The following is a 16,137-nucleotide window of genomic DNA, read 5'->3' on the forward strand; positions in this document are numbered from 1 at the left end:
CGAGGCGGTGCCTGGGGCGACCCCGGTGACCGCCGCCGGTCACGGGTTGCCCGTCGGCTCGATGTCGGCGCGCACCGGTGTGCCCCACACCCGGAGCACCTCGTAGTCGGTGAACTCGTGCACGAGCCGGTACGCCGTCGCGGGCCGCGAACCCCGCCGCTGGGCCGCCAGATACAGCTCGGCCTCCCGGCGGTCCCGGCGCGGGGTGCCGCACAACTGCCACTCCTGCCCGTTCCACAGCTCCGGCAGCCACCGCTGCTGGGGCTGCGGCCGGTCACCGCGCACGCCGTACCGGGACGGCCCGGAACCGATGTGCGCCGCGGGCGCCGCGGGCCCGTTGAACTCGGCACGCCGCGCGGCGCGGCGCCGGGTCTCGCACAGCAGGCACCGGTCGGGCGCGCTCTCGTCGACGGGACCCGCCGGATGCTCGGCACAGCGGGTGCTGGGCGCGGCGGTGGTGACGCTCTCCTCCAGCAGGTCCAGAGCCCGCCGCAGATCGGTCCTGACCTCGTGCAGCCGTGCGTCGGGGGTGTCCCCGGTGAGGGCCTCGCCATGCTCCCCGAGCAGCCGGAGAGCGCGCCCGAGGGCGGTGAGCTGAGCGTGATTCATGAGCGGTCGCCTGTGGTCCTTCCTGACCGGCGCGGGCCTGCGACGGTACGAGGCAATGGTGACCGAACACGAGCCCGCGGACGCACGGCGCCCCCTACGTCAGTCGGAGGCCTTCTTCCATTTCGCGCCCACCCTCTCCCAGCGGGCGGGGTCGGGCGGGGACAGTATGGCGCCCTGGTGCCGTTCCACGTGAAGACGCTGCGCTTCCCGGAGCCTGTCCGCGACGGCCTGCCAGTTCACGGACGGCTGGGTCGCCAGCTTCCGGCCTCCTCGAGCTCGTTCGACCGTGGCGTCATCGCGCCCTGGGGCGTGAAGTTGTAGTCGGTACCGGAGCCCGGGTCCCCCGTCCGGGTGTCGCTGGACGGCCCCATCTCCAGGTTGGCGGGCATGTTGTGCAGTGCCTTCCTGTTTCCGGCGGTCGAGTCGAGAACCGCCCGTACTTCGTCCAGGAAGTCGAAGAGCGGCCTCGCCCGCGCCCCGTCCCCGTCGGCCGACGCCAGGATCGCGTCCAGTTCGCTACGGGCGATCTTGTGATGGAGGGTGGTGTTGTCGCCCCAGTGCGGATGATCGATCCGCATCTGCTTGTGCGCGGCGGTCACCGCGCTCGCCGCCCAGTCGCTGGCTCCGCCACCCGTCCCCGAGTAGCCGGAAGCGTGCTTCGTCGTCTTGACCGCCGCGAGGAAATCGGTCCGGAAATCCTCGGTGTCCACGTCGGTGAGCGTGTAGAGGTCACCGTCGGGGGTGATGCCGTGTTCCAGTTCGTGCGCGAGCGTCTTCTTGTCGACGCCACGGCGGAACACGATGTGGTTGGTGCCGGTGGTGTACGCCTCGGCCCCGACCGCCTCGGCCGAACGCCGGGCCGCGCCGCCGGTGTGCACGGTGACGTCCGAGAAGTCCTCGCCCTCGAAGCGGTCCTCCATCTCGCGCCGCAACACGGGCGCCAGCCGGCTGCCCGCGGAGCGCACCACGGATCCCACCTCGTCGACGGCGGTGCGCTGCAGCGCCTCCTCGTGTCCGCACCCGGCATCGTGCCGATGCCGCTCGCTCATCATCCGCGCGAACGCGGCGTTGCCGATGCTGCGTTGCAGTGCGGCCGCGGTGTCCGCGTCCGCACGGCCCGTGCCCGCGGCCGAGGGAATCCGGCGAGTGGCGGACTGCGCGTCGGAGATCTCCTGACCGGCCGTTCGCCGCTGCTCGTTCGCGCGCATCTCGCTGTCCCTCCGTCGTCGGTCAACCTCGGATCATCCGGCACGAGGCAGCGGAGGGGCAGAGGATCACGTACCTCCCCGGGGGCAACGACCCGTGCCCCTTGAGGCATGCGGCGTGGGCGGCTCTTGCCGGTCAGGGCCCGGTGTTCTCAGGCGCGCAGAGCGGCGTCGAGCACGCGGATCAACTCGCCCACGCGTCCGCCTCCGGAAGGCGCCGCGGGCAGCCGGGCGAGCACGGCGGTGACGGCGGGCGGCGCGTGCCGGCGCGCCCGGTCGAGCGTGCCCGCCGTCACCTGCCGATCCTCGCCGGACGCCAGCTCCTCCGCCCGCGCCGCGTGCGCCGCCGCGCCGAGGATGTGTTTCACCTGGTGCGCGCTCGCCCTGGGGTGCAGATAGCCGGCGGCGGCCGCATGGCTCGCCGCCCGTGCCGCGTCGGCCGCGGGGGTGGCGGTGGCATCGGCTTCCTGCGCCGCCTTGTAGGCCGCCCAGGCGCTCTGGCGCAGGGCCGCCGTACGCCGGCCGCCCCCGGCGAAGGCGTCCGCGGCCGCGATCGCCTCGCGCGGGCGCGGGTCGGCGGGAAGGCTCTGTTCGAAGAGCGTCAGCACCCTGCGCGCACAGTCGGCGGCGTAGCCCGCGATCTCGCGGAGTTCGCCCTCGCTCAGCTCGATCTCGTTGCCGTTTCCGTTGCCGTTCTTGTCCGTCTCGGTGGGCATGGATCAATCCTGTCGCACCCCGGGCCCGTGGGGACGGCCGCTGCCGGACGCCCCGGTGGCAGCGGATGTCAGACCCACCGCGTACGTCGCCAGGAAGCCCACGACATAGCCCGTGAGCAGCCCGCCCCCGTAGACGGCCAGCGACGCGGCCATCCCCCCGCGCCCCGCCAGCAGCGGGAACAGTGCCCACCCCGAGGGCCCGATCGCCGTCGCGCCCACCGGGTCGCCGAGCATCGCGAAGAGGCCGACGAAGGCGCCGCCCGCCGCGCCGCCCACGCAGGCCGTGAGGAACGGGCGGCCGAGAGGGAGGGAGACGCCGTAGATCAACGGCTCTCCCACCCCGAGCAGCCCGGCCGGCAGCGCGGACCTGATGGTCGTACGCATGGAGGTGTCGTGGCGCAGCCGGACGTACACCGCGACCGCCGCGCCCACCTGACCCGCGCCCGCCATGGCGAGCAGGGGGAGGAGGACGGTGTGGCCCTGCTGCTCGATGAGGGTGGCGTGGATGGGGATCAGGGCCTGGTGCAGGCCCAGCATGACGAGCGGGAGGAACAGGCCGCCCAGGACCAGGCCGGCCAGGGCCCCGGTGGTGGCGAGGAGCCAGTTCGCGGCGGTGCCGATCGCCGTCGACAGGGCGCCGGCCACGAACATGAGGCCGTACAGGGTCGCCAGGCCGGCGAGCAGGATCGTCAGGGTGGGGGTGAGCAGCACGTCCAGGGCCGGCGGGATCCGGCCGCGGCACCACCTCTCGATGTACGTCCCCAGCAGCGCCGCCGTCAGTGCGCCCAGCACTCCGCCCTGGCCGGGGGAGAGCGCCACACCGAACGCCGTCACGTTCACCACCCCCGGATGGACCACGATCGCCGCGATCGCGCCGCCGAGCACCGGCGTGCCGCCGAACTCCTTCGCCGTGTTGTGGCCGACGAACACCGCGATCAGGGCCATGAAGGCGGAGGCGACAGCGGTGAGCGCGGGGGTGATCGCGGGCAGCCAACCGGCGTTGATGAGCAGGCCGTTGACGCCCGCGAGGATGCCGCAGCCGATCAGGGCGGGGATGAGCGGGACGAAGATGTTCGCCACCCGGCGCAGTGCCAGCTTCAGGGGAGTCGCGTTGCGCCGCCGCTGCGCCTCCTTCAACGCCGCGCCCTGCGCCGCCAGTTGCAGGGCCGTCGACGTGCCGCCCTCCGCCGGGGCCCGCCCGCCGGTCCGCGCCTCCTGGTCCGCCGGCGCCCGTCCGCCCACCAGCGCCTCGAACGCGCCCGTGATCCGGGCCACCACACCCGGCCCCAGCACCACCTGGTACGCGTCCCCGTCCACGACCACCCCCAGCACGCCCGGGACCGCTCGCAGCGCCTCCTCCCGCACCCGGGCCGGGTCGGCCAGGCCCAGGCGGAGGCGGGTCATGCAGTGGGCGACGGAGGTGACGTTCGCGGGGCCGCCGACTCGCGACAGGATCGCGGCGGCGGTTTCGGCAGGGTCGGTGCGCATGACCCGAGGGTGCGGGTCAGCGGGCCGCCGCCCCGAGTGCCGCGCGCAGATGGCCGCCGGACTCCTCCAGAAGGCGGGCGGCGGTGCCGCCGTCCACCCCGCCGGCGATCGTCAGGATCGCCGCCTTGACCTCGCCGTCGGTGGCGGCGAGGGCCTGTTCGATCTCCTCGTCCGACGCGCCGGTGGCCAGGGCGACGATACGGCGGGACCTCGCGCGCAGCTTCTCGTTCGAGGCGCGTACGTCGACCATGAGGTTCCCGTACGTCTTGCCCAGCCGGATCATCGTGATCGTCGACAGCATGTTGAGGACCAGCTTCTGTGCCGTGCCGGCCTTCAGGCGGGTGGAGCCGGTGAGCAGCTCGGGGCCGGCGACGATCTCGATGCCGTGGTCGGCGGCGGCCGCGAGGGCGCTGTGCGCGTTGCAGGCCAGGCCGACGGTCAGCGCGCCGTGCGCGCGGGCGTGCTCGACGGCGGCGACGGCGTACGGGGTGCGGCCGGAGGCGGAGACGCCGACCACGCTGTCGTCGGGGGTGAGCCGCAGCGCGTCCAGGTCGTGCCGGGCCAGGTCGCCCGAGTCCTCGGCGCCCTCGACCGAGCTGACCATGGCCTGCGGGCCGCCGGCGATCAGGCCCACGACCCGGGTGGGGTCGGTGTTGAAGGTGGGCGGGCACTCGGAGGCGTCCAGCACGCCGAGGCGTCCCGCGGTACCGGCGCCGGCGTAGACGAGCCGGCCGCCGCGGGCCATCCGGGCGGCGACGGCGTCGATCGCCGCGGCGATCTGGGGCAGGCACCGGGCGACGGCGGCGGGCACGAGAGCGTCCTCGCCGTTCATCAGCTGCGCGATCTCCAGGGTGGGCAGCCGGTCGATCTCCGACAGCTCCGGGCGGAACTCCTCGGTGGTCAGGGTCTCCAACTGGGCCTGCAGATCGTGGGGCTCGGACATGGAAGTCATGACAAGCGGCTCTTTCCACTATGAATTCAGGGCACGCCGGCCAGGGGGGCGCGGGGGAACCGCGCGACCGGCCACGGACGGCCGGCGGACACACCAATGCGGCAAGCCCTACGGCCTGCCTCGGTCACTGCGATGCCGATGCGCCAGTGCCTCGTACGAAGCGGCCAGCGCCGGCGCCGCCGACTCGTACGTCCGCTGCGCCACCCCCACGAACAGGCAGTCCACCACCAGCAGCTGACTGGTCCGGGAGGACATCGCAGCGGGCCGCAGCTCGCTCTCCCGGGCCGTAGACGTCGTCAGGACGTGGTCGGCGTACTGCGTGACGGGCCCGTCCGGGCGGCCGGTGACCGCCACCGTCGTGGCCCCGCGCTCGAAGGCGACGCGCAGCGGTTCGACGACGTCCGTCGTCGAACCCGAGTGGGTGATCGCGATGGCGACATCGCCCGCGCGCAGCTGCACGGCGTTGGTCACGGCGAGGTGGGGGTCACTGTGCGCGTGGGCTATGAGCCCTATGCGCAGCAGCTTCTGCGAGAGGTCCTGCGCGACCAGACCGGACGCGCCGAAGCCGTACACGTCGGTGCGCCGGGCGGCGGCGAGCGCGGCGACCGCGGCGCCGAGCTGGGCGGTGTCGAGTCCGGCCGCCGTGTCGGCGAGGGTCTGCTGTTCGTCGTGGGCGAGCTTGGCGACGACGTCGGCGATCGGGTCGTCGACCGCGATGTCGGTCGTGATGGCGGGTGCGCGCCCGGACTGCTGCTGTGCGGCCAGGCCGGCGAGGGCGAGGCGCAGGTCGCGGTAACCGGGGTAGCCGAGGAGGCGGGCGGTGCGCACGACGGTCGCCTCGCTGGTGCCGGTGAGCTCGGCGAGGCCGGTGACCGTGAGGGCCGCGCAGCCGGCCGGGTCGTTCGCCACCGCCTCGGCGACGCGCTGCATGGAGCGCGTCATCGACGGGGCGAGCGTGCGTACCTTGGCGGCGAGGGCGGCGGGCGCGGGCGGACTCGTGCGGGGCGCCGGGCCGGGCCGGGGCGCCGGGGCAGGCCCGGTCCGGGTGGCGTTGCCGAAAGTTTCCTTCACTTCACGGGTCACAGGTGAAAGATATTTTCGGCTCGGCGTCGCGGTCAAGAGTGCGCACAATAGGGGCATGGATCCCATCAGCCCCTTGGAGCAGGCGCTGCACGCCGCCCGCGCCCTCGTGCTCGCCGACCTCGTCGCGAGCCAGGTCGCCGAGGCGGACGTCGTCTCGCTGGTCGAGGAGTCGGTCGTCCAGCGGCGCTGGTGGGTGGAACAGTGGCCGGACGGCGCGGAGTACGTCGCCTGCCTGATCGCCCAGGACGTGCAGGACGCCCTGCTCGACCGCTACGGCCGCTGGCCCCTCTGCCCAGTCTGCGGCTCCGGCGACCCGCACGCCCTGGACGTGGAACCGGAGCTCGGACCCGATCCGCACTGGGTGTGCCACAAGGCCGGCGTGAAGGTCGCGGCGGTCGGCTCGCTCGCGTCGTGCCCGGGCGAGTCGTCTCCGTCGTGACCGTCTACATCGACCCGCCGACCTGGCCCGGCCACGGCCGTATGTGGTCCCACCTGGTGAGCGACGTCTCGTACGACGAACTGCACACGTTCGCCGAGGGCCTCGGAGTCCCCCGCCGCGCCTTCGAGCGGGACCACTACGACATCCCGTCGCACCGCTACGCCGACGCGGTCGCCGCGGGAGCGGTGGAGGTGAGCAGCCGGGACGTGGTGCGGCTGTTGCAGGGCTCGGGGCTGCGCAGGCCCAAGGGCCGGTGAGCCGGGGCCGGACAGGCCGTACGGCCGTGTTCAGGGCCCGCCGCAGCTCGTAGTTCAGGGCCGCCGCAGCTCGTACGCGAACTGCTCGTCCCCACCCTCGCTCACCCGTACGAACCCGGCCCGCTCCAAGACCCTCTGCGAGGACACGTTGCCCTTTTCCACCGTCGCGAACAGGGACCGTACGTCCTCCCGGTCCAGGGCCCGGTCCGCGAGGGCGCGCAAGGCCTCCGTGGCGTAGCCGTGGCCGCGGGCCGGCTCGGTGAGGTCGTAGCCGATCTCGGCGCGGGCGTCCTCGCCGGGGGCGCCGTGGAAGCCCATGCCGCCGATCGCCCGGCCGTCCTCGTGCCGCACCAGGACGAAGAGGCCGAACTCCGGGCGGTGCACGCCCGACTCGTACGCCTTCGCCGTCATCCCGGCGGCCTCGCGCGTGCCCTCGAAGGGGCCGCCCCCGACCCAGTCGAACCCGCCGTCGCCGCCCGTGGCGAGGTCGGCGGCCGCGCGCGGGGTGACGCCCTCCAGGGTGAGGCGGGCGGCGGGGATGACGAGATTGTTGCACCAGCGCCAGTCCGCGACCGGGGCGCGGCCCGGGAGATCGCCGCGGCCGGTGGCCCACAGGAGGGTCCGCCAGGGGTCGGCGGCGGGCTGGACGTGCGGGAAGATCGTGCCGAGGACGTAGGCGCAGAGGCCGGCGGGCGGTTCGTAGGCGAGGCCGAGGCCCTCGGCGATGTCGTGCGTGTGGAGCAGCACCTCCGCGACGCCCATCGCCGCGAAGCCCTCGCGGCCCGCGCTGCGGAAGGGATACGGGTGGAAGGCGCGCACCTCACGGGGCGTGGTGCGGATCGCCGCGGTGAGCAACGCGCCCGTGGTTTCCAGGACGTGGAGAACGCCGTCGTTGCCGACCGGTCCGAGGCCGTCCTCGCCGTCGCCGCCGAGTGTGATCTCGAAGGGCACGTAGGCGTCCTGCGCGCGGCCGGCGAGCTGCCCCGCGTAGGCCAGCAGGCAGCTCGCCACGTGCTCGGCCGTCCGACGGCAACTCCACGCCGTTCTGCCCGCGTCGACCCCTCGCCAGTCGCGGTCCGTGACCGTCCCCAGCACCGCGACGGCGCTCGTGACGGCCTGCTGCACCATGTCCCCACCCGTGTCTGCCATGCGGCGCAGAGTAGGGGACGAATGCCCTCAGGACGACAGGATTTCCAGCTCGGAGGTGAGGTTGTAGCGGGCCGTCGCCTCCCAGTGCTCCGCGCCGTAAGGGGTGCGGTACAGGCGCGGCAGGGCGAGCAGGTCGCGCAGGACGGCGGACCGGCCCGCGCGGAAGGCGTCGGACGGGACGAAGCCGTACTCCTCGCGGACGGCGGCCGTGTAGGCGGCGTACGCGGACGGCGGCGAGGCGAGGATCGCGAGGTCGGCGTCGCACAGGACCTGGCCGTTGCGGTCGTCGTCGGCGGGCGCGTGGCCCGCGGTGAGGCGGACCAGGCGGGCGACTTCGGCGGTCCTCGCCTCGGGGACGCCCGCCTCGGGCAGCGCGCGTTCGGCCAGCCGGGCCGACCGTTCCTCGTTCTCGGAGCGGTCCGGGAGGTAGACCGCGTCGTGGAACCAGGCGGCGAGGCGGACGAGATCGGGGGCGTCGGCGTACTCCTCCAGCACGTCGATGTGGTCGAGCACCGCGGTGAGGTGGGTCAACGTGTGGTAGTGCCGCTGCGGCTCCTGCCAGCGGGCGATCAGATCGTCGGCGTACGGAACCGGATCGGGGCCGCCCTCGGGGGCCCGGGCGGATTCCAGCGCCTGACGGAAGCGGACGCGAAGCGTGCTGGGTTCGGGCATGCCGTCAATTCTGCGCCTAGCGTGGGTGCATGACTTCAGCTGACATGCACGGCGAGGTACGGGACCCGGAGCTGCCGGGGCGGCTGCTGGTGGTGGAGCGGGATCAGCTGATCCCGTGGTTGCGGGGGCGGGCGGACGCGGACTTCGCCAGGCCCGCGGACGCCTGTCCGGGGTGGACGGTGCGGGACGTGCTGGCGCACTGTTCGTCGGCGCTCATGCGGGCGGTGGAGGGACGCTTCGAGGAGGGCGTGTTCTCGCCCGAGGCCAACGACCGGGACATCGCGGAGCGCGCCGGATGGACCGACGCGCGGATCGTGGACGAGCTGGAGCGCGGGATGACCGCGGCGGGGCCCGTGATCGCCGAGGCGGGCGGCGCGCTGGACGGGCTCGCGCTGGGGGAGTGGGTGCACGCGGGGGACGTGCGCGCGGCGCTCGGGGAGCCGGAGGCGTACGCCGGGAAGGGACTGCCGTACGCGCTCGAACTGCTCGTCCGGATCACGCGGGAGCGGGGGCACGTGGCGCTGCACGCCGACCTCGACGACATGGACGAACCGCTCAGGCTCGGTGACGCGAGCGGGGACCGGCCGCCGGGTCGGTACATCGGCGACGCGTCGACGCTCGTGCGGCTGTACTCGGGGCGCTCGGTGGACGCGGCCGGGTTCGAGCTGGCGGGCGTGCAGGTGGGGGAGCTGAACATCATCGGCTGACCGGCGCGGCGCCGGGCCCCGGTGGGGGCGCGACGCGGTCTCGCGGGCCCGATCCCCGCGGGCGTACCCTGATATTGGACTAGACCTGTAGCCGCTTCGGGGAATGCCCAAGAAAGGGGTGCCATGAGCACGCGTGCAGTCCTGGAGGTGATCGCCCTCGACGCCGAGGACGCGATCGCCGCCCAGGCCGGAGGCGCGGACCGCCTCGAACTGGTCACCGACATGGCGGCGGACGGACTCACGCCGTCCGTCGAGACCTTCGTCGCGATCCGGGCCGCCGTCGACATTCCGCTGCGCGTGATGCTGCGACTGGCGGACGGGTTCGCGGCCGGTGAGGTGCGGCGGCTCGTCGAGGTGGCCGGGCGGATGCGGGAGGCCGGGGCCGAGGAGTTCGTGCTCGGGTTCCTCGACGCGCACGGCGGGGTGGACCTCGACGCGGTGGAAGGCGTGGTCGGCGCGCTGGCCGGGTGCCGGTGGACCTTCCACCGGGCCATCGACAGGGCGGCGGACCGGGACGCGCTGCGCAAGTCGCTGGACGGTATGCCAGGCCTGGACACCTATCTGACGGCCGGGGCGGCCGGAGGCGTCGACGAGGGACTGCCGGTGCTGCTCGCCGAGGCGGGGCGGCGCGGCGAACCGGGGTACGAGCAGCAGATCCTGGTGGGCGGCGGCCTGCGGCTGGACCACGTGCCTCGGCTGGTGGCCGCCGGGGCCGACGCGTTCCACATCGGCGGGGCGGCGCGGCCGGGAGGCTGGCAGCAGCCGGTGTCGGCGCCGGCGGTCGCCGAATGGCGGGACATGCTGGACGGCGCCCCCCAGGCGGCCTGACCGGCGGCTCCCTGCCGAGGCCGCCGCTCGCCGGCGCCCGGACCATGCCCGTCCCCGCCTCCCCGTGCCGCCCCGGCCCCGCCTGAGCCGCCGACTCGCCCGCCCCGCGATGCGACCGCCGGGCAGTGCCCCGCCTGGTTGCTGGAGCGGCCGGACGCGGGCACCCGGGCGGCCCGCGTGCGCCGGGCGGCACCAAGGCCCGTGTGGCGGCGGGTGAGCCGGGCCCGGCGGGCCGATCTCGCGACGCGAATCGCCGGGCTGCACCAAGGCCCGTGTGGCGGCGGGTGAGCCGGGCCCGGCAGGGGTGCCGGGTGCGCCGATCCCGTGATGTCGTTCGCCGGGTGGGCGCCGGGGGCGGGGATGCCCTTGTGGGGTCAGGTGAGTCGGGCCGGGAGGGGGGCCGTGTGGGTCACCGTCAGGCCGGACACCGCGCGGGTCAGTGCCACGTACAGGCGGCGCAGTCCCGTCCGTTCGTCCGGCTCGCCGTCGACGACGGCCTGGGGCTCGTCCAGGACGACGTAGTCGTACTCCAGGCCCTTGGCCAGGGAGGCCGGGACCAGGGTCAGCCGGGTCTCCTGCGATGTCTCCTCGCCGGGGGCCAGATGGCCGATCCCGGCCGACCTGAGCGCCTCCGCGAGCGCCGGGACACGGGCGTCCGCGGCGATCAGGCCGATCGAGCCCTCGTGGGTGAGCGACTCGGCGCAGGCCGCCACCACGTCCGTGTCGCCCGCGACCCGGCGCACCTCGAACTCGCCGGGGTTCTCCCGCACGGACGCCACCGGCGTCAGCCCGGACGCGATGTGCGGCAGCAGCCGCGAGGCGTACGCGATGACGTCCGCCGGGACACGGAAACCGGCCGTCAGCTCCTCGACCACCGCGTCGTCCTTGCCCAGGTGGGCCAGCGCCTCCTGCCAGCTGCGTGTCGCCCACGGTGTGGTGCCCTGCGCCAGGTCGCCGAGGACCGTCGCGGAGCCGGTGGTGCAGCGCCGGCCGACCGCCCGGTACTGCATGGGCGCGATGCAGGCCGACGGCGGTCTTTCCGGTGCCGGGGCCGCCCTGGACGCACACCGAGCCGCCCAGCCCGCTGCGCACGATCTCGTCCTGCTCCGGCTGGATCGTGGCGACGACGTCGCGCATCGGGCCGACACGGGGGCGCTCGATCTCCTGCTGGAGCAGTCTGCTGGCCCGTGCCGCCTCGGCCGGGTCGGACAGGTGCTCGTCCTCGTAGGCCGTCAGCTCCCCGCCGGTGTAACCGAAGCGGCGGCGCAGTGCGATGTCCATCGGGTCCTTCTTGGAGGCCCGGTAGAACGGCTGCGACACCGGCGCCCGCCAGTCGATGACCATGGGGTCGCCGTCCGCGTCGTGCACATGCCGGCGCCCGATGTGCAGTGTCCGACAGGCCTCCTCCGGCCACGGGCGTTCCCCATCCGCGCGCTCGGCCTGCTCCGCGCCCGGTGCGTGCAGATGGTCCAGGCGGCCGAAGAACAGCGGGGTGTCGCCGAGGTCGGCGAGGGCCTTGACGCGCTCGTCGATCTGGCGTTGCAGGACCTGGGCGTCGACCCAGTTCGCGGTGACGTCGCCGATGTCGAGGGATTCGACGTCCTCCCGCATGGCCCGCAGCGCGGCACGGGACGCGGCGAGATGGGAGCGCTCACGGGCGAGCGGATCGTCGGCGGGGGTGGACACGGCGGTGCCTTTCTAGGTGAGCGGCACAGGGCGGGCCAGCGGATTTCCTCCCCGCCCACGCCCGGTCCGGCCCGCGGGCCCGTGCGGCCCCTAGGGAACGGGTGCCCCCGGCTCCTCCGTCCCCAGGCCCACCGCTCCCTCTCAGGGGCTACCGCGGGATCGCCGAGGTTCGGTCCCGAGACCGATGCCGTCTTCGGGGTGCGAAATCCACCATGGACACATGAGTGCAGCGACCTTCACCCCGGCTCCCGCCCCGCACCGCCCCACCGGGGCCACGGCCCTCACCGGCAGCCACCGTCACCGCCTCGGCGAAGCCCTGCGGGCCGTGCGGGTGTTCGCCGGCGCCGCGTTCGACGTGGTCATCCTCGGTGAGTACGGCGAGGAGGCGGGCGTCCGCCGCAAGTGAGCGTCTAGTGTCACGGGGTGACGAGACGATCACGTTCGGCAGCGCCCGCGACACTCCTGGCCGTCTCCGTCGTGGCCTTCGCCGTCCTGTGCGTCGTGCAACGCCCGGCCATGGCCGACGCCCTGGTGTACCGGGCCGAGGGCGCGGCCGTACTGCACGGCCACGACCTCTACGGCTTCACCGTCACCCGGTGGCGCCTCCCCGCGACCTATCCCCCCTTCGCCGCACTCCTGTTCACCCCCGCCGCCTGCATCCCGGTCGCGGTCCTCAAGGCCGGGTTCCTCGCGGCCAACACGCTGCTCACCGGCTGCCTGGTGCACCTCTCCGCCCGCCTGGCGGGCCGCCCGCTGCGCCTGCCCGCCCTCTGCGCGGTCACCGCACTCGCCCTGTGGCTGGAGCCGGTCTTCCAGACCCTCCTCTACGGCCAGATCAACCTCGCCCTGGCCTGCCTGGTCCTGTGGGACCTCACCCGCCCGCCCGGCGCCCCCGCCAAAGGCCTCGCCGTGGGCATCGCGGCCGGTGTCAAGCTCACACCGGCCGTCTTCATCGCGTACCTGCTGCTGCGCGGCCGCCACCGTGAGGCCGCCCTCGCCACGGCCGCGTTCGTGGCGACCGTCGCCCTCGGCGCGCTGGCCCTGCCCGCCGCCAGCGCGGACTTCTGGCTGCGCCGTCTCTACGAGACCGACCGGGTGGGCAAGCCGTGGATCATCGACAACCAGTCGCTCCAGGGCCTGTTCGCCCGTGCCCTGGGCGACCCGGCGCCGGGCCCCGCCTGGGTGGCGGCCACCCTGGCGGTCGTGGCCGGCGCCCTGTGGCTCATCCGCCGCACGCCGGGCGACCGGCACGCCCTGCTTCTGACGGCCGTCACCGCGTTGCTGGTCTCTCCGATCAGCTGGTCCCACCACTGGGTCTGGTGCGTCCCCGTCATCGCCGTACTGCTGGCGGACGGCCGCGGCCGGCTGGCGTTCGCCGTGACGTTCCTCTTCACGGCGCGCACCATGTGGCTCGTCCCCCACCAGGGCGACCTGGATCTGCAGCTCCCCTGGTGGCAGCAGCCGCTGGCCTCGCCCTACCCGCTCCTGGGCCTGGCGGCGCTGACCGCGGTGGCCCTGCGCACGCTGCTGGGCCGTCAGCTCTCGGTCAGCAACTCGTCCGCGTCCACGATCCGGTACGCGTAGCCCTGTTCCGCCAGGAACCGCTGGCGGTGGGCCGCGAAGTCCTGGTCGATCGTGTCGCGGGCGACGACGGAGTAGAAGTGCGCCTGGTGGCCGTCGGCCTTCGGGCGCAGCACACGACCCAGCCGCTGTGCCTCCTCCTGCCGCGATCCGAACGTCCCGGAGACCTGGATGGCTACGGTCGCCTCCGGCAGGTCGATGGAGAAGTTGGCGACCTTGGAGACGACCAGGACGCTGATCTCGCCCTCCCGGAAGGCGTCGAAGAGCTTCTCGCGCTGGGCGTTGGACGTCTCGCCCTTGATCACCGGCGCGCCGAGATGCTCCCCGAGCTCGTCGAGCTGGTCGATGTACTGCCCGATGACGAGGATCTGCTGCCCGGCGAACCGGCGCACGATCGCCTCGGTCACCTTGCGCTTGGTCTCGGTCGTCGAGCAGAAGCGGTACTTCTCCTCGGGCTCCGCCGTCGCGTACGCCAGCCGCTCGGAGTCCGTGAGGTTGACCCGGACCTCCACGCAGTCCGCGGGCGCGATGTAGCCCTGCGCCTCGATCTCCTTCCACGGGGCGTCGAACCGCTTCGGCCCGATCAGCGAGAACACGTCCGACTCCCGGCCGTCCTCGCGCACCAGCGTCGCGGTCAGCCCCAGCCGCCGCCGCGCCTGGAGGTCGGCCGTGAACTTGAAGACCGGCGCCGGCAGCAGATGCACCTCGTCGTAGACGATCAGCCCCCAGTCCCGGGAGTCGAACAGCTCCAGGTGCGGATAGACACCCTTCCGCCGGGTCGTCAGCACCTGGTAGGTGGCGATGGTGACCGGCCGGATCTCCTTCTTCGTGCCGCTGTACTCGCCGATCTCCTCCTCGGTCAGCGAGGTCCGCTTCACCAGCTCGTGCTTCCACTGCCGGGCCGAGACGGTGTTGGTCACGAGGATCAGCGTCGTCGACTGCGCCTGTGCCATGGACCCGGCGCCGACCAGTGTCTTGCCGGCACCGCAGGGCAGGACGACCACCCCGGACCCGCCGTGCCAGAAGTTCTCCACGGCCTGCTTCTGGTACGGCCGCAGGGCCCAGCCGTCCTCGTCCAGCTCGATCGGGTGCGCCTCGCCGTCGACGTACCCGGCGAGGTCCTCGGCGGGCCAGCCCAGCTTCAGCAGCACCTGCTTGATCTGCCCGCGCTCGGAGGGGTGCACCGCCACGGTGTCCGGGTCGATGCGGGCGCCCACCAGCGGGGTGATCCGCTTGGAGCGCAGCACCTCCTCCAGGACCGGCCGGTCGGTGCTGGTCAGCACCAGGCCGTGCGCCGGGTGCTTGCTCAGCGTCAGCCGCCCGTAGCGGTCCATCGTCTCGGCGATGTCCACGAGCAGGGCGTGCGGCACCGGGTAGCGGCTGTACTGCACCAGCGCGTCCACCACCTGCTCCGCGTCGTGCCCCGCGGCGCGCGCGTTCCACAGCCCGAGCGGCGTCACCCGGTAGGTGTGGATGTGCTCCGGCGCCCGCTCCAGCTCGGCGAACGGCGCGATCACCCGGCGACAGTCGTCGGCACGCTCGTGGTCGACCTCCAGCAGGAGGGTCTTGTCGGACTGCACGATGAGTGGACCGTTCACGTACTTACATTCCTTCCGCGCGGGCCAAACGTCCAGTGTGCCTGATCGTTGTGCACGGCGTGCAGGACATCACCCGTGCCCCGTCCCCGCCGTCCACCACCCTCGGCTACGCGCTCTTCGCCACGCGCTGGCTGCAGGCCCCCCTGTACTTCGGCCTCGTGGCCGCGCAGGGGGTGTACGTCTACAAGTTCTTCAACGAGCTCACCTGGCCGTCGGCCTCGGGGTGCGCGCCTGCCAGGCGGGGCACCGGGTGCTGTTCGCGACCGCGGGCGAGTGGGCGGCACGGCTGGCGGCGGCGCAGAGCGACGGCAGGCTCGTGGAGGAGCTGCGCCGCCTCGACGGCTACGCCCTGCTGATCGTCGACGAGGTCGGGTATCTGCCTCTCGGCGACGACACCACGCAGCTCTTCTTCCGGCTGGTCGCGCACCGCTACGAGCGCGGCTCGCTGATCGTGACCGGCGACCGCCCCCCGGCGCGGTGGGACGAGGTGTTCGGCGGCCCCGCCGCCCCGGCGATGGTGGACCGGCTGGCCCACCACGCCGAGATCGTGCGCCTGGAGGGGGACAGCTACCGGATGCGCCGGGCTACCTCGGAGTGGGCAGGGTGAGGTTGTTGATCAGCGGCTGGGCGAAGACGTGCCCGTCGATGTGGACGAGCGGTTCGCCTCCGGGCCGCGCGATCGGCAGTGGCAGCGGCGCGGCGGGCGCCGCCGAGGCCTCGGGCGCGAGCGCGGCCACGAGGGCGGCCGCGGTCACCAGTGCGGCGGCGGAGACGGCGATGGCGGACCGGGCGCGGTCGGGAAGGTTGGAACGCATGGGGACGTGAGGGCCTTTCAGGGGGTCCGTCGGGGTGGGCCGGACCCGGGACGCGGGGGCCGGCCCGAGGAAGGCGGGGCGTGTCAGATCTGCGGCGTCTCCAGGACCAGTCCGGCCACGTCGATGGCGATGGCAGCGGCCCGGGTGGTGAGGGCGCCGAGCATCACGGCGGTGGCGGACAGCACGGCGGCGACACGACGGGCAGCTCGCATGGGGGTTCCTTTCGGCTGTGCTCGCCCAGGGCCCCTGACGGGCGGCCCGGGCATGATCAGGACTCCCGTTGGCTGCCCGGCCCACGGCACGGCGATGCGGGACGTTCCCCGAGCTCCCTCATGGGTGGGAAGTGTCCGGC

General features: G+C 73.7%; 18 protein-coding genes and 1 pseudogene. 7 read left to right on the forward strand and 12 right to left on the reverse strand.

The features are described from left to right. Window positions 1–39 precede the first annotated feature (39 nt). The 6 genes from ACGF8A_RS16450 to ACGF8A_RS16475 all read right to left on the reverse strand — a co-directional run bounded on the left by ACGF8A_RS16450 (window position 40) and on the right by ACGF8A_RS16475 (window position 6,053). Entirely contained in the window at window positions 40–609 is a 570-nt protein-coding gene (locus ACGF8A_RS16450) for a hypothetical protein (RefSeq protein WP_393108609.1), read from the reverse strand. Window positions 610–845: 236 nt separating this feature from the next. After that, a complete protein-coding gene (locus tag ACGF8A_RS16455) occupies window positions 846–1,817 on the reverse strand; it encodes a DUF4157 domain-containing protein (RefSeq protein ID WP_393108611.1) in 972 nt (323 codons plus the stop codon). 149 nt (window positions 1,818–1,966) lie between these two features. Next, window positions 1,967–2,530, reverse strand: a complete 564-nt coding sequence (locus tag ACGF8A_RS16460) for a putative immunity protein (RefSeq protein ID WP_393108613.1) — start codon at window positions 2,528–2,530, stop codon at window positions 1,967–1,969. Window positions 2,531–2,533: 3 nt separating this feature from the next. Next, window positions 2,534–4,018, reverse strand: coding sequence for a PTS transporter subunit EIIC (locus ACGF8A_RS16465; RefSeq protein WP_393108615.1), 1,485 nt, complete (start codon window positions 4,016–4,018; stop codon window positions 2,534–2,536). 16 nt (window positions 4,019–4,034) lie between these two features. After that, window positions 4,035–4,970, reverse strand: coding sequence for an N-acetylmuramic acid 6-phosphate etherase (gene murQ / locus ACGF8A_RS16470; protein ID WP_393108617.1), 936 nt, complete (start codon window positions 4,968–4,970; stop codon window positions 4,035–4,037). A gap of 108 nt (window positions 4,971–5,078) precedes the next feature. Continuing rightward, window positions 5,079–6,053, reverse strand: coding sequence for a MurR/RpiR family transcriptional regulator (locus ACGF8A_RS16475; protein ID WP_393108619.1), 975 nt, complete (start codon window positions 6,051–6,053; stop codon window positions 5,079–5,081). Between the two features lie 55 nt (window positions 6,054–6,108). Between ACGF8A_RS16475 and ACGF8A_RS16480 the strand changes: the two genes are divergently transcribed. Further along, a complete protein-coding gene (locus tag ACGF8A_RS16480; RefSeq protein ID WP_393108621.1) occupies window positions 6,109–6,492 on the forward strand; it encodes a hypothetical protein in 384 nt (127 codons plus the stop codon). Next, window positions 6,489–6,749, forward strand: coding sequence for a DUF4031 domain-containing protein (locus ACGF8A_RS16485; protein WP_393108623.1), 261 nt, complete (start codon window positions 6,489–6,491; stop codon window positions 6,747–6,749). The genes ACGF8A_RS16480 and ACGF8A_RS16485 overlap by 4 nt, the downstream gene beginning before the upstream one ends. A 54-nt stretch (window positions 6,750–6,803) precedes the next feature. Here ACGF8A_RS16485 and ACGF8A_RS16490 read toward each other — a convergent pair whose 3' ends face one another. Further along, entirely contained in the window at window positions 6,804–7,898 is a 1,095-nt protein-coding gene (locus ACGF8A_RS16490; RefSeq protein ID WP_393108625.1) for a GNAT family N-acetyltransferase, read from the reverse strand. A gap of 27 nt (window positions 7,899–7,925) precedes the next feature. Then, window positions 7,926–8,570, reverse strand: coding sequence for a hypothetical protein (locus tag ACGF8A_RS16495; protein WP_393108627.1), 645 nt, complete (start codon window positions 8,568–8,570; stop codon window positions 7,926–7,928). A gap of 29 nt (window positions 8,571–8,599) precedes the next feature. Here ACGF8A_RS16495 and ACGF8A_RS16500 point away from each other — a divergent pair, with 29 nt between their 5' ends. Together ACGF8A_RS16500 and ACGF8A_RS16505 are read left to right on the forward strand one after the other, a co-directional pair. Further along, a complete protein-coding gene (locus tag ACGF8A_RS16500) occupies window positions 8,600–9,277 on the forward strand; it encodes a maleylpyruvate isomerase family mycothiol-dependent enzyme (protein WP_393108629.1) in 678 nt (225 codons plus the stop codon). Window positions 9,278–9,400: 123 nt separating this feature from the next. Next, window positions 9,401–10,105 (forward strand): copper homeostasis protein CutC, encoded by a 705-nt coding sequence (locus tag ACGF8A_RS16505; RefSeq protein WP_393108631.1) that lies wholly within the window; start codon window positions 9,401–9,403, stop codon window positions 10,103–10,105. Between the two features lie 374 nt (window positions 10,106–10,479). Here ACGF8A_RS16505 and ACGF8A_RS16510 read toward each other — a convergent pair. Continuing rightward, window positions 10,480–11,791, reverse strand: a pseudogene (locus ACGF8A_RS16510) (ATP-binding domain-containing protein). A 220-nt stretch (window positions 11,792–12,011) separates the two neighbouring features. Here ACGF8A_RS16510 and ACGF8A_RS16515 point away from each other — a divergent pair. Both ACGF8A_RS16515 and ACGF8A_RS16520 read left to right on the forward strand, forming a co-directional pair. Next, window positions 12,012–12,197, forward strand: coding sequence for a hypothetical protein (locus tag ACGF8A_RS16515; protein WP_393108633.1), 186 nt, complete (start codon window positions 12,012–12,014; stop codon window positions 12,195–12,197). Window positions 12,198–12,214: 17 nt separating this feature from the next. Continuing rightward, window positions 12,215–13,375 carry a glycosyltransferase 87 family protein gene (locus ACGF8A_RS16520; RefSeq protein ID WP_393108635.1) on the forward strand — a complete coding sequence of 387 codons (1,161 nt, stop codon included), beginning with the start codon at window positions 12,215–12,217 and terminating at the stop codon, window positions 13,373–13,375. Here the strand turns inward: ACGF8A_RS16520 and ACGF8A_RS16525 are convergent. Then, on the reverse strand, window positions 13,327–14,970 hold the full coding sequence (locus ACGF8A_RS16525) for a DNA repair helicase XPB (RefSeq protein ID WP_393108637.1): 1,644 nt from the start codon (window positions 14,968–14,970) through the stop codon (window positions 13,327–13,329). The genes ACGF8A_RS16520 and ACGF8A_RS16525 overlap by 49 nt on opposite strands. A 250-nt stretch (window positions 14,971–15,220) precedes the next feature. Here ACGF8A_RS16525 and ACGF8A_RS16530 point away from each other — a divergent pair, with 250 nt between their 5' ends. Continuing rightward, window positions 15,221–15,577: an ATP-binding protein gene (locus ACGF8A_RS16530; RefSeq protein ID WP_393108639.1), complete on the forward strand. Its 357-nt coding sequence runs from the start codon at window positions 15,221–15,223 to the stop codon at window positions 15,575–15,577. Here ACGF8A_RS16530 and ACGF8A_RS16535 read toward each other — a convergent pair. Both ACGF8A_RS16535 and ACGF8A_RS16540 read right to left on the reverse strand, forming a co-directional pair. Beyond that, the gene (locus tag ACGF8A_RS16535) at window positions 15,555–15,785 is read right to left on the reverse strand and encodes a hypothetical protein (protein WP_393108641.1); all 231 of its coding nucleotides are present in this window, start codon (window positions 15,783–15,785) and stop codon (window positions 15,555–15,557) included. The two genes, ACGF8A_RS16530 and ACGF8A_RS16535, sit on opposite strands and share 23 nt — an antisense overlap. An 83-nt stretch (window positions 15,786–15,868) precedes the next feature. After that, window positions 15,869–15,997: a hypothetical protein gene (locus ACGF8A_RS16540; RefSeq protein ID WP_393108643.1), complete on the reverse strand. Its 129-nt coding sequence runs from the start codon at window positions 15,995–15,997 to the stop codon at window positions 15,869–15,871. Window positions 15,998–16,137: the final 140 nt, after the last annotated feature.

It is taken from the genome of Streptomyces sp. NPDC047706 (assembly GCF_043204795.1).
Taxonomy (GTDB): domain Bacteria; phylum Actinomycetota; class Actinomycetes; order Streptomycetales; family Streptomycetaceae; genus Streptomyces.

What these genes read in the sequence shown, in the direction of transcription:
- ACGF8A_RS16450 (WP_393108609.1), bottom strand. Translation starts at nt 609, where the DNA reads ATGAATCACGCTCAGCTCACCGCCCTCGGGCGCGCTCTCCGGCTGCTC.
- ACGF8A_RS16455 (WP_393108611.1), bottom strand. Translation starts at nt 1,817, where the DNA reads ATGCGCGCGAACGAGCAGCGGCGAACGGCCGGTCAGGAGATCTCCGAC.
- ACGF8A_RS16460 (WP_393108613.1), bottom strand. Translation starts at nt 2,530, where the DNA reads ATGCCCACCGAGACGGACAAGAACGGCAACGGAAACGGCAACGAGATC.
- ACGF8A_RS16465 (WP_393108615.1), bottom strand. Translation starts at nt 4,018, where the DNA reads ATGCGCACCGACCCTGCCGAAACCGCCGCCGCGATCCTGTCGCGAGTC.
- murQ (WP_393108617.1), bottom strand. Translation starts at nt 4,970, where the DNA reads ATGACTTCCATGTCCGAGCCCCACGATCTGCAGGCCCAGTTGGAGACC.
- ACGF8A_RS16480 (WP_393108621.1), top strand. Translation starts at nt 6,109, where the DNA reads ATGGATCCCATCAGCCCCTTGGAGCAGGCGCTGCACGCCGCCCGCGCC.
- ACGF8A_RS16490 (WP_393108625.1), bottom strand. Translation starts at nt 7,898, where the DNA reads ATGGCAGACACGGGTGGGGACATGGTGCAGCAGGCCGTCACGAGCGCC.
- ACGF8A_RS16495 (WP_393108627.1), bottom strand. Translation starts at nt 8,570, where the DNA reads ATGCCCGAACCCAGCACGCTTCGCGTCCGCTTCCGTCAGGCGCTGGAA.
- ACGF8A_RS16500 (WP_393108629.1), top strand. Translation starts at nt 8,600, where the DNA reads ATGACTTCAGCTGACATGCACGGCGAGGTACGGGACCCGGAGCTGCCG.
- ACGF8A_RS16505 (WP_393108631.1), top strand. Translation starts at nt 9,401, where the DNA reads ATGAGCACGCGTGCAGTCCTGGAGGTGATCGCCCTCGACGCCGAGGAC.
- ACGF8A_RS16515 (WP_393108633.1), top strand. Translation starts at nt 12,012, where the DNA reads ATGAGTGCAGCGACCTTCACCCCGGCTCCCGCCCCGCACCGCCCCACC.
- ACGF8A_RS16535 (WP_393108641.1), bottom strand. Translation starts at nt 15,785, where the DNA reads ATGCGTTCCAACCTTCCCGACCGCGCCCGGTCCGCCATCGCCGTCTCC.
- ACGF8A_RS16540 (WP_393108643.1), bottom strand. Translation starts at nt 15,997, where the DNA reads ATGCGAGCTGCCCGTCGTGTCGCCGCCGTGCTGTCCGCCACCGCCGTG.